Below are 13,735 nucleotides of genomic sequence, written 5' to 3'. Positions count from 1 at the left end.
CGGTCATCAACCGGCACGTGTTCGAGTCCATCGCCCTGAACGCGCGCATCGCCCTGCACGTGCGCGTCCTCTACGGCCGCGACCAGCACCACATCACCGAGGCCGAATTCAAGGCCGTCGCACGGGCTTTGCGCGCGGCCGTCGAATACGACCCGCGCGTGTCCGGTGTTCCGTCGACGAAGGGCTCGCTGTGACCAAGAAGATCGCCCTGCTCGACTACGGCTCCGGCAACCTGCACTCCGCCAGCCGCGCGCTGGCCCGCACCGGCGCCGAGGTCACCATCACCGCCGATCCCGAAACCTGTTTGAACGCCGACGGTCTCGTGGTCCCGGGCGTCGGCGCGTACGCCGCGTGCATGGCGGGCCTGCTGTCGGTGCGCGGTGAGCGCATCATCGGCAAACGCCTGTCCGGCGGCCGTCCGGTGCTCGGCATCTGCGTCGGCATGCAGATCCTCTTCGAGCGCGGCGTCGAATTCGGCGTCGAAACCGACGGCTGCGCCGAATGGCCCGGCACCGTCGAACGCCTGGACGCCCCCGTCCTGCCGCACATGGGCTGGAACACGGTCAAGGCCCCCGACGACACCATCCTGTTCGCCGGGATGGACGCCGACACCCGCTTCTACTTCGTGCACTCCTACGCCGCCCAGCACTGGGCGTGGGAACCGGACTCCGGCTCCCAGATCGCCCCCGCGAAGCTCACCTGGGCCGAACACGGCGTCCCGTTCCTCGCCGCGGTCGAGAACGGCCCGTTGAGCGCCACCCAGTTCCACCCGGAGAAGTCCGGCGACGCCGGAGCCCACCTGCTGCGCAACTGGATCGACTCGATCTAACGGCGCAGCTTACGGACAAGTCCCGACAGATGCCGAAACCCCCGCCGAGCGCGGGGGTTTCGGCGTTCTGTGTCGGCCGCTGACCGAATCCCGTTGTCAGCGCCAGAATTCGGCGATCCGCGGGGCGCGGGCCTTGCCCTCCTCGTATCCGGCGCGTGCGGCGGGCGGGCGGATCCCGGGGTCCATCAGGGTGCCGAACGAGTCGACGGTGGCATCGTCCGGCATGATCGTCTCCACCGCACTGCCGCCCGCGTGCAGTTCCTCGACCTGCGCCGAGAGCTGCACACCCCACTCCAGCGGGGCGCGGGTGCGGCCGCCGAGCGGGGACAGCACCAGCACGCGCTCGTATCCGGCTGCCAGATCGGCGTTTTCGGCCGATCGTCGGTAGCCGCCGTCGAGGTAGCGGCTGTCGCCGATCTCGTAGGGGCCCATGCCGAAACCGTTGTCGGTGCTGGCGGCGACGGCATCCACCAGTTCGACGCCGCTGTAGCGGTCGATGACGACCGGTTCGCCGGTGAACGCGTCGATCACGGTCAGATACACCAGCTGGTCGGGCCACTCGGGGCTCGGCAGCCGGGTGGCGACGATGTCGCGCCACCGCCGCTGCCCGGCACCGTCCGAACCCGCATCCAGTTCGAGCGAGGCCGCGCACAGTCTTCGGCGCATATCGGCCGGATCGGATGAGGCGGCAATGATTTCGCTCGTCGTCTGCATATGGTGGGCGACCGTTGCGCCGGGACCGCCACCGCCCGGACCGACGCCACCGCCCGGACCGCGGCCGCCGCCGGGACCGCCCGGCCGTTGCGGCGGCACGGCGGAGAGGACGTCGGCGTACAGCTGGGCCGGGCTCGCGGCGGTGATCTGCGCGGCGGCCGTCGCCCCGGCCGAGGTGCCGATGATCAGATCGGCGTCGGTCACGTCGAGCCCGCCCGCGAGGAGCCCGGCGACGACGCCGAGCACCCAGGCGTTGCCCGCCGAGCCGCCACCGCCGAGGACCAACGCCCGCTGCCGCGGCTGGTCATGATCGGCCGGGCGGCCGACGGACGAGGACAACGTGAGGTGCCGAGTAGCAAAAAGGTTCGTGTTCATGGGAGTCGCCTTTCGCGAATTGCCTTGGCGGCGCTCCCGATTAGCGACTACCTCAGTCGCGCGATCGTGGACAGCGGGGAGCGCCCACTACGGATACTGCGTTCATGGGTCTCACCTCCTGCTGATAGATCACGATCGCCACGACCTTAGCATGCCGCGTCAGGGCCGGGTGCCGACCGACCAGACCGGGCTGGAGGCGACACTCGCGAGCTGCCAGCCCTCGGGGGTGCGCACCGCCTCGAAGCGATAGATCTCACCGAGTGTGAGGCGCGGTTGCGACCCGAGAGTGGGGTCCTGGGCCGGTCCCCACGCGAAGACGGCCAGCAGATTGGCGCGTACCCGTGCGGTGTCGCCGTCGAGGTCGACGAGGATGCCGCTGATGACATGCTGAACCCGCTTGTCGGGGGAGTGGTTTCGGCTGGCCTGGGCGACCAGCGCGGGACGGCCGACCGCGAGGCCGCCGGGGGTCTGCGCGGTGGCGTCGGGGGTGTAGATGGCGGCCAGTTCGTCCCAGTCGCCTTCGTCCAGTGCCCGGCCGAGCCGGTTGACCAGCTCGGTGATCTCGAATTTGTCTGCCAGGTCCTGAATTCGCCGGGTGGTGGTGTCGATCGCGTTCATGGCTACAGTCTTTCGCCGAGATTGTTGGTTGGTCCAACGTTGGTGAAACCAATGTAACCGATTGTGGGTGTCCCCAACAAGTGTTGCTAGATTTCTCCCATGGACACCCCGCCCGCAGGGGCCTCCGGCCGGTTGCGCGCCCTCCCCACCCGCCTCATCGGCCAGGTCGCCCTCATCGCCAACCGCTGCACCGAGAAAGCGTTGGAGCCCACCGGATCCCGCCGCTACCACTACGCCCTGCTGGCCACCCTCGACGAACAGGGCCCGCTCTCGCAGGCCGAGGCGGGCCGCCGCACCGGCATCGACCGCAGCGACGTGGTGGCCGCCGTCAACGACCTCGCCGACCGCGGCCTGCTGCATCGCACCCCCGATCCGGCCGACCGCCGCCGCAACACCCTCACCCTCACCCCCGCCGGCCGCGCCCACCTCGCCGACCTCGACGAGCGGCTGGAAGCCGCGCAGCGCGATCTACTGCCCGGCTTCACCTCCGCCGAACGCGCCAACCTCGTGCTGACGCTGAATCGCGTCCTCGAATCCCACTCCCGCGAGAGCTGATCCGACCCGTCAGCACCGCGTGGAACCGGGCTCGATATTCGCCCCCATGACCCGTGGCGGCCGCCCGGCCGCCACCACTTTCGCTCCGTCCCAACGGTATTGCACGCAGTAGAACGTCCCGTCCGCACACGCGTCGCAGCTGCCGGGAATCTTGAACCGCAACCCCACGCTGTCGTCGGTGGTATGCGCCGGATCCGGCGAGATGAAGCTGTTCCAGGTGGGTTCGGCCGTCCCCACGTACCCGCCGCGATGGAACAGCAACACCTGCATCGGCGAACTGGCCGTCGCCCCTTCGATACTGATCAATGCCGCCGACAACCCCGAGCAAATCCCGTTCACCGTCGGATTGGCTCCCACTGCGGGCAACGCCCACTTCCACGGTTTGCCCGGTACGACCTCCACCGGTGACAGACTCGCCGCCGCATTCCGCACCACCGCCGGATCCGGCTTGCACGCTTGCTCACCACTCCCGGCGACAGTGCTCTGAACAGCGGAGGAGGCGGTCACACTCGTGGTCGCGGCCGGAGCCGGTCTGCTCACCGACGGCGTGGACTGCGCCCCCGTGTCGACACTGTTCCCACACCCGGCAAGCACGAGAACAGCGATCGCCGACAGGACAATTCGCGCATTCCGCACCATGACTTCTCCTCCGCTCGGCACCAAATGCCCTAGCCTGGCATCCTTTCGGCGAACCCGTCTACGGATTCGCGTAGGACGTCGCCCCGGCGTCGAGCGTCCACCACCAGGAGTCCGGTCGCCACGGCCATGATCGGCCAGGGGGTGAGCGGCATGATGACCGCGCCCAGTACGGTCCAGATGCCCAGTACCGGGGCGAGGAACCACGGTGGCGTGAGACCGCGCCGATCCAGCCACAGAAGGGTCAGCCCGACCAGGACGAGCGGAATTCCGAAGCTGTCCAAGGAAAGCCACAGCGCGCTGTTGGCGGCACTCATCGCGGACAGGTCGTCGTGCCAGAGCCCGCCGGTGAACCAGTCGCCGGCATAACGCCCGGCGCGCTCCAGCGTCAGGGCCAGGATGGTGTGCGCGGCCCCGAAGAAGACGATGAGCCGCCCCGCCCACGCGATCATCGGACCTCCCCGGTGGTGATGCGCCCGACCGAATCATGCCGGCGCCAGGCGTGATCCCAGCGCCGCAGCATCGCGGGATAGACGATCAGCAGGCGGAAGGGTTCGATTCCGGCCATGTACAACCTGCCCAAGAGTCCGTTCGGTTCGACCAGTACCGCCATCCGCAGTTCATACCCGTCGCGGGTCGGGACCCACCCGAAATGCGCCACCCCGTGCATGGTTTCGTTCGCCAACTCGAGGGCCGCTTCGTCGGGAAGCTCGTACAACGTGGTGAAGGGACCGTTCGCCGATCCCGTCGCCTCCCCACGCAGCTCGTCGGGCAGCCGGTCGCTCAACGACCGGACCCGGGCGCCGAGACCCTGACCGGGTGTGTCCCAGCCCAGCAGCGCGCCGAGCCGCCAGCGCACCGCGAACAGGAATCGGGTCACCGTGGTCGGCGGGGAGGCGTCATCGTCGGTTCGGAGCATGGCGAGGGCGGCTGGAAAATCGTCCGGTCCGGCACCCGGCGCGCTGAAGGCCCAGACGTCGAGCACCTGGAAGTCCGGCGCGACTTCATGTATCCGCCAGGGCTTTTCGGTGTGTGCGGTGCGGGGAAGTCGATGGGACATGACACCGTCCTTTGCGAGGTTATACGGTTGCGTATAATTCGAGAGTAGAGCTGTTATACGGTTCCGTACAACGTCGGAGTGAGGTGGATCACGGGATGGGCGCACTGCGCACACCACGGGAAGGGTGGATCGACGCCGGGCTGGCGGCACTGGCCACCGGCGGCGTCGACGCCGTGCGAATCGAGTTGCTCGCCAAGGCGCTCGGAGTCACCAAGGGCGGGTTCTACGGCTACTTCGCCGACCGCGAGGCCCTGCTGACCGCGATGCTCGACACCTGGGAGCACGAAGCGGTCGACGAGGTGCTCGGGGCGGTCGAACGGGCCGAGGGCAGCGTGCTCGACAAGGCCCGGCTGGCCGGTCAGCTCACCTTCTCCAGCGACCGCCTGCTGCCCATCGACCTCGCCATCCGCGACTGGGCCCGGCGCGACACCGCCGTCGCCGAACGCCTACGCCGCGTGGACAACCGGCGCATGGCCCTGCTGCGCGACGCGATCGGCATCGTGTGCTCGGACCCCGACGAGATCGAGGCCCGCAGCCTGCTCGCCTTCTGCACGGCCATCGGCAGTCACTTCCTCGCCGCCGACCACCCGGGCCGAACTCGCGAAGAGGTCATCGCGCGCGCCGGGGACCTGATCCTGAATGCCGCATTCGCCCAGGCCGACACCGGGCCATCACTCGGCAACCACTAGGATGCTCCCGTGAGTCTTGTGCTGCTACCCGCCGTCGATGTCGCCAATGGTGAGGCCGTGCGCCTGGTTCAGGGGGAGGCGGGCAGCGAAACCAATTACGGTTCGCCGCGTGATGCCGCTCTGGCCTGGCAGCATGCCGGGGCCGAGTGGGTGCATCTGGTGGATCTGGATGCCGCGTTCGGCAAGGGCTCGAATTACGAACTGCTGGCCGGGGTCATCGGGGAACTCGATGTGAAGGTCGAGCTGTCGGGCGGGATCCGCGACGACGAGTCGTTGAAGGCGGCGCTGGCGACCGGGTGCGCGCGGGTGAATATCGGGACCGCGGCCATCGAGAATCCGGACTGGTGTGCGCGGGCCATCGGCGAATACGGCGACAAGATCGCGGTCGGGCTGGATGTGAAGCTCATCGACGGCGAATGGCGGCTGCGCGGGCGCGGCTGGGTCACCGACGGCGGCGACCTGTGGGAGGTGCTCGAGCGGCTCGAACGCGACGGCTGCTCGCGCTACGTGGTCACCGACGTGTCCAAGGACGGCACCCTGACCGGGCCCAACCTGGAACTGCTGTCGCACGTCGCGAACGCCTGCGAGGCCCCGGTCATCGCCTCCGGCGGCATCTCCGTCCTCGATGACCTGCGCGCCATCTCGACCCTGGTCGAGGAGGGTGTGGAAGGCGCGATCATCGGCAAGGCGCTGTACGCGGGCCGGTTCACCCTGCCCGAAGCCCTCGCCGCGGTCCGCTGACGCCGTGCCCGGACTCGACGAGCTGCTCAGCATCGCCACCGCGGTGCTCGACTCCGCCGCACCGCGTTTCGTGGAAGGCATCGGGGCGCCGAGCGCGGTCGAGAAGGGGCGCAACGACTTCGCCACCGAACTCGACCTGGAACTCGAGCGCACCATCTCGAAGGAACTCGCCGACCGCACCGGAATCCCGGTGCACGGTGAGGAATTCGGTGGCCCGCAGCTGACGTCAGGCACCGCCTGGGTGCTCGACCCCATCGACGGCACCTTCAACTATTCGGCGGGCAGCCCGATGTGCGGGATGCTGCTGGCGCTGGTGCGTGACGGCGTCCCCGTCATCGGGCTGACCTGGCTGCCCGTCCTGGGTCAGCGGTACGCCGCGATCGCGGGCGGACCGCTGCTGCTGAACGGGAAACCGTTGCCGCCCTTGGCCCCGGCCAAGCTCGCCACCGCCATGATCGGCTTCGGCAGCTTCAATCTCGATGGGGCGGGCCGGATTCCGGGCATCTTCCGATTCAACCTGCTGGGCGCGCTGTCGCGGCTGTCCGGCCGCCAGCGCATGTACGGGTCCACCGGCATCGACCTGGCCTACACCGCCTCCGGAATTCTGGGCGGCGCGGTCGTGTTCGGACATCATCCGTGGGACAACGCCGCCGGGGTGGCCCTGGTCCGGGCCGCGGGCGGCGTCGTCACCGACCTGCTGGGCGCGGACTGGACCATCGAATCCGGTTCGGTGCTGGCCGCCGCGCCCGGCGTGCACGAAGAACTACTGGACCTGATCGCCGAGACGGCCGACCGGGTCCGAGGAGAGGCAGAACAATGACACTGGCAGTACGCGTGATTCCCTGCCTGGACGTCGACGCGGGCCGCGTGGTCAAGGGCGTCAACTTCGAAAACCTGCGCGACGCGGGCGATCCCGTCGAATTGGCGGCCACCTACGACGCGCAGGGCGCCGACGAGCTGACCTTCCTCGACGTCACCGCCTCCACCGGCGACCGCGGCACCATGATCGACGTGGTCACCCGCACCGCCGAGCAGATCTTCATCCCGCTCACCGTCGGCGGCGGCGTGCGCACCGTCGAGGACGTGGACCGGCTGCTGCGCGCGGGCGCGGACAAGGTGTCGGTGAACACCGCCGCCATCGCCCGGCCCGAGGTGCTGCGCGAGATGTCGGAACGCTTCGGCTCGCAGTGCATCGTGCTGTCGGTCGACGCCCGCACCGTGCCCGCCGGGCAGGATCCGACCCCGTCCGGCTGGGAGGTCACCACCCACGGCGGCAAGCGCGGCACCGGCATCGACGCCGTCGAATGGGCCGTGCGCGGAGCCGAATTGGGGGTCGGCGAGATCCTGCTCAACTCGATGGACGCCGACGGCACCAAGGCGGGCTTCGACCTCACCATGATCCGGGCCGTGCGCGCCGCGGTGTCGGTGCCGGTCATCGCCTCCGGCGGCGCGGGCAAGGTCGAGGACTTCGCGCCCGCCGTGCAGTCCGGCGCGGACGCGGTGCTGGCCGCCAGCGTCTTCCACTTCGGCGACCTCACCATCGGTCAGGTCAAGGACGCCATGCGCGCGGAAGGGATCACGGTCCGATGAGCAACCTCGATCCCGCGATCGCCGCGCGGCTCAAGCGCAACGCCGACGGGCTCTTCGCCGCCGTCGCGCAGGAGAAGTCCACCGGCGACGTGCTCATGATGGCGTGGATGGACGACGAAGCCCTCGCCCGCACCCTCGAAACCCGCAAGGGCACCTACTATTCGCGCTCGCGGCAGCAGTACTGGGTCAAGGGCGAGACCTCCGGCCACACCCAGTACGTGCACGAAGTACGCCTGGACTGCGACGGCGACACCGTGCTGCTCATCGTCGACCAGGAGGGCGCGGCCTGCCACACCGGCACCCACACCTGCTTCGACACGGATGTCTTGCTCTCGCAAGGCGATTCCCTGCTCACCGACGAGGGCTGAGCCACTCGTCGTTCCGGCGTGCTCGCGGCCGGAATCTAACCCTTTTCCTGCGTATTCAGATCGACGTGCGAGATCGGCCGCCCCGAGCGGCCGAGCCCGCGGCCCATGCCCTTGTCCAGCTGCGCCACCAGCGTCTCGCCCAGCGCGAGCAGCTGCTCGGTCTGCTCGTCATCCAAGCCGTCGAACACCAGCCCGCGCACGCACTCCAGATAGCCGGGCGCCGCCTCGGTCACCTTCCGGAACCCGGCATCGGTCAGCACCGCCTGCGCCCCACGCCGCCCGGTGATGCTGACGCGCTCGGCCCAGCCGAGGCGTTCGAGTTTGGAGACCACGTGCGACAGCCGTGATAGCGATGCGTTTGCCTTTTGCGCAAGCTCGCTCAGTTGCAACCGGTGGCCCGGTTCTTCGGAGAGCAGAGTCATCACGAAGTATTCGAAATGGGTAATCCCGGACTCGCGTTGCAGCTGAGTATCCAGAGCGGCGGGAAGTCTGGTCGTCAGCGCGACAAGGGTACGCCAAGCTCGCTGTTCCATGGGATTCAACCACTTGGTCACCGTGCGCGCCCTCTCGTAGCAGCCAAGTTTCCCGCTGTGCGGATCGCTGGGAGAGCCTGCGATACAGCATCTGACGAGTCACTCGCACGTCAAAGTTTGCCACGATTTCGCTCGTCAGTCACGGTGTTGCTGAATGACGTGACATCGATCACGCGTGTCGCGAAGGTAAATCAGTTCGCGCCGACTTCTGGAGGATTAGCCGGAGTTTCCGGCGACACGCGCGGCTTTTCCGGTTGGTTGCGCTGACGTTCGGCACGATGGCGACGGAATCGCCTGCGCAGCAAGAGAAATGCCACCGCCAAGAACAGCACCGCGGCCACGATCGCACCCGCGAGCGCGGCGCCGCGGAATCCGGGGCCGTCGACATCGAGAATGCGCTGACCGGCGTGTGCGGCATTGGAATCGCCGAGGACGATGGTGAGCGTCATCAAATTCGGGATGGCCACGACGAGTGCGAGAACCGCTGCGGCACCGGCGATAAACCTACCGCCCCGTTTTCGCCAGCTGAGACCGGCGGCCAACAAGAGAAAAAGTGGCACAGCCGTACATACCGCGCCCATTATCAGGCCGTACCAGATCCCTTTTGCGAAACTCGAACCCACCATTTCCGCGAGCCGCTGCGCCCACCATCGCGGAATGAACGCCGCCAGGATCACGTACGCCAGCCACAACACCGCCACGGCGATGACGCCCGCGATGATGCGATTGCGCCACGTGACGAAGGTTGAACGCTTGCCCTCCGACTGTTCGGTGCTCGGCGTAGTCATGCGCCCAGCGTATGTCCGATTCGCTGGCGCGCGAAGGATCGACGCTCCGGCCGCGCCGATGAGTGACACGGCCGTGCGGCAGTCGTCAGGCCCGTGAGCGCAGGAACTGCAGCGCCTCGTCGGCGTGCACGTTGGCGCGCAACTCGCTCGAGATGACCTTGGCGATGGTCCGATCGGGATCGATCACGAAGGTGGTCCGCTTCACCGGAACCAGCGCCCCCAGTAGCCCCCGCTTCACCCCGAACTCGGCCGCCACCTTCGCCCCCGGATCCGACAGCACCGGATACCCCAGCCCCTGCTTCTCCGCGAACCCCGACTGCACATCCACCGAATCCGCGCTGATCCCCACACAACTGGCGCCTGCCGCCTTGAACTCCGTTGTCAGATCCCGGAAGTGGCAAGCCTCGGCAGTGCACACCGGCGTATTCGCCGCCGGATAGAAGAACAACACCACCGGCCCGTCGGCCAGCAACGACTCGAGCGACCGCACGGTCCCCGACTGATCCGAAAGCTCGAAATTAGGAGCGAGCTGACCTGCCTTCATACCCCGTACAGTACCCCAATTTCCATCGTGCACAACCTATCTCCCCCTCGATTCCTGATCCGCATTCAACAACGACTCCGGGCGTCTGCCATCGCCTGCAATGTCCGCCGACCGCAGTCGACATTGCTCGCGACTTTGCTCGCAAGTCGCCGCTCGAGCCGATGGCGAGACCTCCGCCACGACGGGCTGTGAGAGCGCGGTTCCGACATGTCGGACTACTGCTGCGCCGGGTCGGTACTGCTGCTGCGCTGCACCGGAACTGCTGCGCTGGGTCGGGACTGTTGCCTTGGGGCGGGACTTGCAGCTGTGAGCGGGGTGTGGCCGCTGCACCGGAAGGGTTGAAGAGGCTGTGGCTTCGGGGCGGGGCCGTCGTAATTGGTCTGTGGCCGATTCTGGCGGGGCCGGTGAGTTGCCCCCGCGGCTTCGGGTGTGGCGGATTCATGCCGACACCCGGTGGTGCTTGCCTTGCTTGGGGGTCCGGGGGTGAAACCCCCGGAGCCCCAACCACCCCCGACTCGGGGTGTCGGATATCGGTGTTACACGCCGATGAGGGCGGCGACCTCGGGGTTCTTGATATCCATGACATCGAGGATGCCGTGGGCGCGCAGGAACGGCTTCAGTTCCCTGATGCGGTCGGTGTGCTCGGCGTACTCGTCCGGGAAGCTACGGGGGTCGAGAGCTTCCAGGGCCTTCACATAGGTGACGAACGAGGCGATGGCGGAGTACTTTCCGCCGCCCGAATTCATATTCATCATCCGCGGCGGCTGGCCGGGGTGGATACCCGGGGCGATCTGCGGGGCTGCGTGCCGTGGACCCTCCGGTGCTACCGGTTGCGAGGGGTACATCTGTGTTGAACTCCTCTCGAAAATGGGGATACCGCGTGCGACCTCTCCATCTTGCTGCCGGAGCAGTGACGATCTCCTGAGCATGGAGACCGGCGCGAGTGTAGTGATGACCGCTTCAGGTATTCGCCGCAGGTGCCCCCTCGGCTGGGCCGGGGAGCGCGATTTCTGAACCCGTCGGCGCGCCTGGAATGATGGGTGAATGCACGGCTCGCATGGTTTGCCTCTGAACGCGGCTAACGACTCGACCACCTCCCGGGAGCAGTTCCGGGCGCTCGCGGCCGATCACCGGGTGGTCCCGGTGGTCCGAAAGGTGTTGGCGGACTCCGAGACTCCGCTCTCGGCCTACCGCAAACTGGCCGCCGACCGGCCCGGCACCTTCCTGCTGGAATCGGCGGAGAACGGCCGCTCCTGGTCGCGATGGTCGTTCATCGGCGCGGGCAGCCCGAGCGCGCTGACCGTGGTCGACGGCCAGGCCGCCTGGCTCGGGCAGACCCCGGCCGACGCGCCGGTGGGCGGCGATCCCCTGGTCGCGCTGCGCGAGTCGCTCGAGGTGTTGCGCACCGAACGCCTGCCCGGTCTGCCGCCTTTGACCGGCGGTCTGGTCGGCTACCTCGGCTACGACACGGTCCGCCGCCTCGAACGCCTGCCCGTCCTGGCCACCGACGACCTCCAGGTCCCCGAGATGGTCCTGATGCTGGCCACCGACCTGGCCGCCTTCGACCACCACGAGGGCGCGATCACCCTGATCGCCAACGCGGTCAATTGGAACGGCACCGACGAGCGCGTGGACGAGGCGTACGACGACGCGGTCGCCCGCCTGGACCGCATGACCGAAGCGCTCGCGGCTCCGGCCGACTCCACCGTTTCGGTCTTCGACCGCCCCGAACCGAACTACCGCCGCCAGCGCACCTCCGACGAATTCGGCGCGGGCGTGCGCCGGTTGGTCAAAGAGATCGAGGCGGGCGAGGCGTTCCAGGTGGTGCTCTCGCAGCGCTTCGAGATGGAGTACAACGGGACCCCGCTCGACCTGTACCGCATGCTGCGCGCCTCCAACCCGAGCCCGTACATGTACCTCATGCACATTCCGGACGGTTCCGGCGGCACCGCGTTCTCCATCGTCGGTTCCAGCCCGGAATCGCTGGTCACGGTGAAGGACGGCGTGGCCACCACGCATCCGATCGCGGGCACCCGCTGGCGCGGCGTCACCGAGGAGGACGATCTCCTGCTCGAGAAGGGCCTGCTCGCGGACGAGAAGGAGAACGCCGAGCACCTCATGCTCGTCGATCTGGGCCGCAACGATCTGGGCCGCGTCTGCGAGCCCGGCACGGTGAAGGTCACCGAGTACCGCCACGTCGAGCGGTATTCGCATGTCATGCACCTGGTTTCGACGGTGTCGGGCCGCCTCAAGCCCGGCAAGGTCGCCCTCGACGCGGTGCAGGCGTGCTTCCCGGCGGGCACGCTCTCCGGCGCTCCGAAGGTCCGCGCGATGGAGTTGATCGAGGAACTCGAACCGACCCGCCGCGGCGTCTACGCCGGTGTGGTCGGCTACCTCGACTTCGCCGGCGACGCCGACACCGCCATCGCCATCCGCACCGCCCTGCTCAAGGACGGCACCGCCTACGTCCAGGCGGGCGCGGGCATCGTCGCCGACTCCGACCCGGACTACGAGGACGTCGAATCCCGCAACAAGGCGATGGCGGTCCTCAAGGCCATCGCCGCCGCGGAGACCGTCCGCGCCTACCGCCCGTCCGGCCAACCCGAATGAGCGATCCGCAACCCGGCGCGAATTCGGACAGCGCTTTACCGGACGATCAGCCTACCGCGAAAGCCGCTGCGGCCGAAGACGGCTCGACGGCCCACGCGCCGAAGAAGGCACAGCGGCCCCTCGCGGCCGTTGCGCTGCTCGCGCTGGCGGCCGCCCTGCTGTGGGCGTCCTCGCGGATGAACTGGGCCCGCATCGAGATCACCAGCGACTACGGACTACCCCGCCACAAAGACCTGAACGGCGGAGTCTGGTTCGGGGCGCTGACCCCCTTGGCACTGGTCTTCCTGGCCACGATCGCGGCCGTCTTCGCCACCCACGGTTGGTGGCGGCGCGGCGTCGGCGTGGTGGTCGCGGTGGCGTCGGCGATGTCGGCGGTGCCCGCCTACGCGCTGCTCACCCATCACGGCACCGAGGGCCGCGCCGAGCGGCTGGCCGAACTGCACGGCGGCGACCACGCGGGCACGGTGACGACCTCGGCACTGCCCGCGGTGGTGGCGCTGGCCGGTGCGGTGGCCGCGTTCGCGGCCGGTCTGCTGCTGGTGCGGCAGTCGTCCGAAGCCAAACGGATGTCCGACAAGTACGACAATCCGGCGAATCGCAAGCTGTCGGCGGCCGAGCAGGTTGCCGCACATCACGCCCGCGTCCGGGACCCGGGATCCGGGTCACCCGACGCCTCGACCGGGCAGTTGTCGGGCCGCGTGCTGTGGGACGCGCTCGACGAAGGCGTCGATCCGACCGACGACGAAACCAATCACCCTGCCCCGCACGATGATCCGAATGACAGCGGATCGCGAGACAACCGCCACTGAGCTGGGTGGGGGAGCGGCAGTGAAGCCGACTCCTGCCCCGCCGTCAAGCACGGGAACATAGCCATTTACTCTTTATCAGCATCGGTGAGACAGCGCCTGGGGGGATTCTCAGGCAGCAAGTCCGTCTCCCCAGAAAGGATTCGAGCCAGATGACGGTACTCGACTCGATTCTCGACGGGGTCCGCGCGGATGTGGCCGCTCGCGAAGCCGTTCTGGATTTCCAGGCAGTGAAGGCCGCCGCCGCGAAGGCCAAGTCCCCGTGAGACTCCAAGGCAG

18 protein-coding genes and 2 pseudogenes are annotated in these 13,735 nt (G+C 68.2%); 11 read left to right on the top strand and 9 right to left on the bottom strand.

Annotated elements, in window-relative coordinates; genetic code table 11:
* Both ACWELQ_RS18900 and hisH read left to right on the top strand, forming a co-directional pair.
* Nucleotides 1–194 (top strand): annotated as a pseudogene (locus tag ACWELQ_RS18900) (imidazoleglycerol-phosphate dehydratase); the annotation flags it as partial.
* Nucleotides 191–829, top strand: coding sequence for an imidazole glycerol phosphate synthase subunit HisH (hisH, locus tag ACWELQ_RS18895; protein ID WP_452398340.1), 639 nt, complete (start codon nt 191–193; stop codon nt 827–829). The pseudogene ACWELQ_RS18900 and the gene hisH, both read left to right, overlap by 4 nt.
* A gap of 96 nt (nt 830–925) precedes the next feature.
* Here the strand turns inward: hisH and ACWELQ_RS18890 are convergent, their stop codons facing one another.
* Both ACWELQ_RS18890 and ACWELQ_RS18885 read right to left on the bottom strand, forming a co-directional pair.
* A complete protein-coding gene (locus tag ACWELQ_RS18890) occupies nt 926–1,918 on the bottom strand; it encodes a patatin-like phospholipase family protein (RefSeq protein ID WP_452398339.1) in 993 nt (330 codons plus the stop codon).
* Nucleotides 1,919–2,077: 159 nt separating this feature from the next.
* Complete coding sequence (locus ACWELQ_RS18885; RefSeq protein ID WP_452398338.1) at nt 2,078–2,536, bottom strand: nuclear transport factor 2 family protein; 459 nt, start codon at nt 2,534–2,536, stop codon at nt 2,078–2,080.
* Between the two features lie 99 nt (nt 2,537–2,635).
* Here ACWELQ_RS18885 and ACWELQ_RS18880 point away from each other — a divergent pair, with 99 nt between their 5' ends.
* Entirely contained in the window at nt 2,636–3,091 is a 456-nt protein-coding gene (locus ACWELQ_RS18880; protein WP_452398337.1) for a MarR family winged helix-turn-helix transcriptional regulator, read from the top strand.
* A gap of 9 nt (nt 3,092–3,100) precedes the next feature.
* Here the strand turns inward: ACWELQ_RS18880 and ACWELQ_RS18875 are convergent, their stop codons facing one another.
* From ACWELQ_RS18875 to ACWELQ_RS18865, 3 genes are read right to left on the bottom strand one after another with little or no spacing between them, the layout of a single operon-like run.
* On the bottom strand, nt 3,101–3,730 hold the full coding sequence (locus ACWELQ_RS18875; RefSeq protein WP_452398336.1) for an LppP/LprE family lipoprotein: 630 nt from the start codon (nt 3,728–3,730) through the stop codon (nt 3,101–3,103).
* A 29-nt stretch (nt 3,731–3,759) separates the two neighbouring features.
* Nucleotides 3,760–4,179, bottom strand: a complete 420-nt coding sequence (locus tag ACWELQ_RS18870) for a DUF6463 family protein (RefSeq protein WP_452398335.1) — start codon at nt 4,177–4,179, stop codon at nt 3,760–3,762.
* Nucleotides 4,176–4,787 carry a DUF2867 domain-containing protein gene (locus ACWELQ_RS18865; RefSeq protein WP_452398334.1) on the bottom strand — a complete coding sequence of 204 codons (612 nt, stop codon included), beginning with the start codon at nt 4,785–4,787 and terminating at the stop codon, nt 4,176–4,178. The genes ACWELQ_RS18870 and ACWELQ_RS18865 overlap by 4 nt, the downstream gene beginning before the upstream one ends.
* 95 nt (nt 4,788–4,882) lie before the next feature.
* Between ACWELQ_RS18865 and ACWELQ_RS18860 the strand changes: the two genes are divergently transcribed.
* The 5 genes from ACWELQ_RS18860 to hisI are packed head-to-tail and all read left to right on the top strand — an operon-like array spanning nt 4,883 to nt 8,175.
* Nucleotides 4,883–5,476 (top strand): TetR/AcrR family transcriptional regulator, encoded by a 594-nt coding sequence (locus ACWELQ_RS18860; protein ID WP_452398333.1) that lies wholly within the window; start codon nt 4,883–4,885, stop codon nt 5,474–5,476.
* Between the two features lie 9 nt (nt 5,477–5,485).
* Nucleotides 5,486–6,217, top strand: coding sequence for a bifunctional 1-(5-phosphoribosyl)-5-((5-phosphoribosylamino)methylideneamino)imidazole-4-carboxamide isomerase/phosphoribosylanthranilate isomerase PriA (gene priA / locus ACWELQ_RS18855; RefSeq protein WP_452398332.1), 732 nt, complete (start codon nt 5,486–5,488; stop codon nt 6,215–6,217).
* 4 nt (nt 6,218–6,221) lie between these two features.
* On the top strand, nt 6,222–7,037 hold the full coding sequence (locus tag ACWELQ_RS18850; protein ID WP_452398331.1) for an inositol monophosphatase family protein: 816 nt from the start codon (nt 6,222–6,224) through the stop codon (nt 7,035–7,037).
* Entirely contained in the window at nt 7,034–7,807 is a 774-nt protein-coding gene (gene hisF, locus ACWELQ_RS18845) for an imidazole glycerol phosphate synthase subunit HisF (protein ID WP_452398330.1), read from the top strand. The genes ACWELQ_RS18850 and hisF overlap by 4 nt, the downstream gene beginning before the upstream one ends.
* Nucleotides 7,804–8,175 carry a phosphoribosyl-AMP cyclohydrolase gene (hisI, locus tag ACWELQ_RS18840; RefSeq protein WP_452398329.1) on the top strand — a complete coding sequence of 124 codons (372 nt, stop codon included), beginning with the start codon at nt 7,804–7,806 and terminating at the stop codon, nt 8,173–8,175. The genes hisF and hisI overlap by 4 nt, the downstream gene beginning before the upstream one ends.
* A gap of 35 nt (nt 8,176–8,210) precedes the next feature.
* On the opposite strand, the gene ACWELQ_RS18835 is transcribed toward hisI, so the two are convergent.
* From ACWELQ_RS18835 to ACWELQ_RS18820, 4 genes are all read right to left on the bottom strand, one after another.
* Entirely contained in the window at nt 8,211–8,708 is a 498-nt protein-coding gene (locus ACWELQ_RS18835) for a MarR family winged helix-turn-helix transcriptional regulator (RefSeq protein WP_452398341.1), read from the bottom strand.
* A gap of 191 nt (nt 8,709–8,899) precedes the next feature.
* On the bottom strand, nt 8,900–9,496 hold the full coding sequence (locus ACWELQ_RS18830; RefSeq protein ID WP_452398328.1) for a permease: 597 nt from the start codon (nt 9,494–9,496) through the stop codon (nt 8,900–8,902).
* 85 nt (nt 9,497–9,581) lie between these two features.
* Nucleotides 9,582–10,040 carry a peroxiredoxin gene (locus ACWELQ_RS18825; protein WP_452398327.1) on the bottom strand — a complete coding sequence of 153 codons (459 nt, stop codon included), beginning with the start codon at nt 10,038–10,040 and terminating at the stop codon, nt 9,582–9,584.
* A gap of 536 nt (nt 10,041–10,576) precedes the next feature.
* On the bottom strand, nt 10,577–10,786 hold the full coding sequence (locus ACWELQ_RS18820) for a hypothetical protein (RefSeq protein ID WP_452398326.1): 210 nt from the start codon (nt 10,784–10,786) through the stop codon (nt 10,577–10,579).
* 298 nt (nt 10,787–11,084) lie between these two features.
* Here ACWELQ_RS18820 and ACWELQ_RS18815 point away from each other — a divergent pair, with 298 nt between their 5' ends.
* The 3 genes and pseudogenes from ACWELQ_RS18815 to ACWELQ_RS18805 form a co-directional block, all read left to right on the top strand.
* Nucleotides 11,085–12,650, top strand: a complete 1,566-nt coding sequence (locus ACWELQ_RS18815; RefSeq protein ID WP_452398325.1) for an anthranilate synthase component I — start codon at nt 11,085–11,087, stop codon at nt 12,648–12,650.
* Nucleotides 12,647–13,459 (top strand): TIGR02234 family membrane protein, encoded by an 813-nt coding sequence (locus tag ACWELQ_RS18810; protein WP_452398324.1) that lies wholly within the window; start codon nt 12,647–12,649, stop codon nt 13,457–13,459. Before ACWELQ_RS18815 ends, ACWELQ_RS18810 begins: the two co-directional genes overlap by 4 nt.
* Before the next feature lie 149 nt (nt 13,460–13,608).
* A pseudogene (locus ACWELQ_RS18805) lies at nt 13,609–13,710 on the top strand (indole-3-glycerol-phosphate synthase TrpC); the annotation flags it as partial.
* Between the last annotated feature and the right edge of the window lie 25 nt (nt 13,711–13,735).

This window comes from Nocardia sp. NPDC004722, from assembly GCF_053601505.1.
The sequence above is the reverse complement of the archived record's forward strand: the minus strand, read 5'-3'. Positions and strand labels throughout refer to the sequence as shown.

Bases quoted from the DNA above. Each gene is read 5' to 3' on its own strand.
- ACWELQ_RS18890 (WP_452398339.1), bottom strand. From the start codon at position 1,918: ATGAACACGAACCTTTTTGCTACTCGGCACCTCACGTTGTCCTCGTCC.
- ACWELQ_RS18820 (WP_452398326.1), bottom strand. From the start codon at position 10,786: ATGAATTCGGGCGGCGGAAAGTACTCCGCCATCGCCTCGTTCGTCACC.
- ACWELQ_RS18865 (WP_452398334.1), bottom strand. From the start codon at position 4,787: ATGTCCCATCGACTTCCCCGCACCGCACACACCGAAAAGCCCTGGCGG.
- ACWELQ_RS18830 (WP_452398328.1), bottom strand. From the start codon at position 9,496: ATGACTACGCCGAGCACCGAACAGTCGGAGGGCAAGCGTTCAACCTTC.
- ACWELQ_RS18835 (WP_452398341.1), bottom strand. From the start codon at position 8,708: ATGGAACAGCGAGCTTGGCGTACCCTTGTCGCGCTGACGACCAGACTT.
- ACWELQ_RS18810 (WP_452398324.1), top strand. From the start codon at position 12,647: ATGAGCGATCCGCAACCCGGCGCGAATTCGGACAGCGCTTTACCGGAC.
- ACWELQ_RS18875 (WP_452398336.1), bottom strand. From the start codon at position 3,730: ATGGTGCGGAATGCGCGAATTGTCCTGTCGGCGATCGCTGTTCTCGTG.
- ACWELQ_RS18825 (WP_452398327.1), bottom strand. From the start codon at position 10,040: ATGAAGGCAGGTCAGCTCGCTCCTAATTTCGAGCTTTCGGATCAGTCG.
- hisI (WP_452398329.1), top strand. From the start codon at position 7,804: ATGAGCAACCTCGATCCCGCGATCGCCGCGCGGCTCAAGCGCAACGCC.
- hisF (WP_452398330.1), top strand. From the start codon at position 7,034: ATGACACTGGCAGTACGCGTGATTCCCTGCCTGGACGTCGACGCGGGC.
- ACWELQ_RS18860 (WP_452398333.1), top strand. From the start codon at position 4,883: ATGGGCGCACTGCGCACACCACGGGAAGGGTGGATCGACGCCGGGCTG.
- ACWELQ_RS18880 (WP_452398337.1), top strand. From the start codon at position 2,636: ATGGACACCCCGCCCGCAGGGGCCTCCGGCCGGTTGCGCGCCCTCCCC.
- ACWELQ_RS18815 (WP_452398325.1), top strand. From the start codon at position 11,085: ATGCACGGCTCGCATGGTTTGCCTCTGAACGCGGCTAACGACTCGACC.
- ACWELQ_RS18885 (WP_452398338.1), bottom strand. From the start codon at position 2,536: ATGAACGCGATCGACACCACCACCCGGCGAATTCAGGACCTGGCAGAC.
- ACWELQ_RS18870 (WP_452398335.1), bottom strand. From the start codon at position 4,179: ATGATCGCGTGGGCGGGGCGGCTCATCGTCTTCTTCGGGGCCGCGCAC.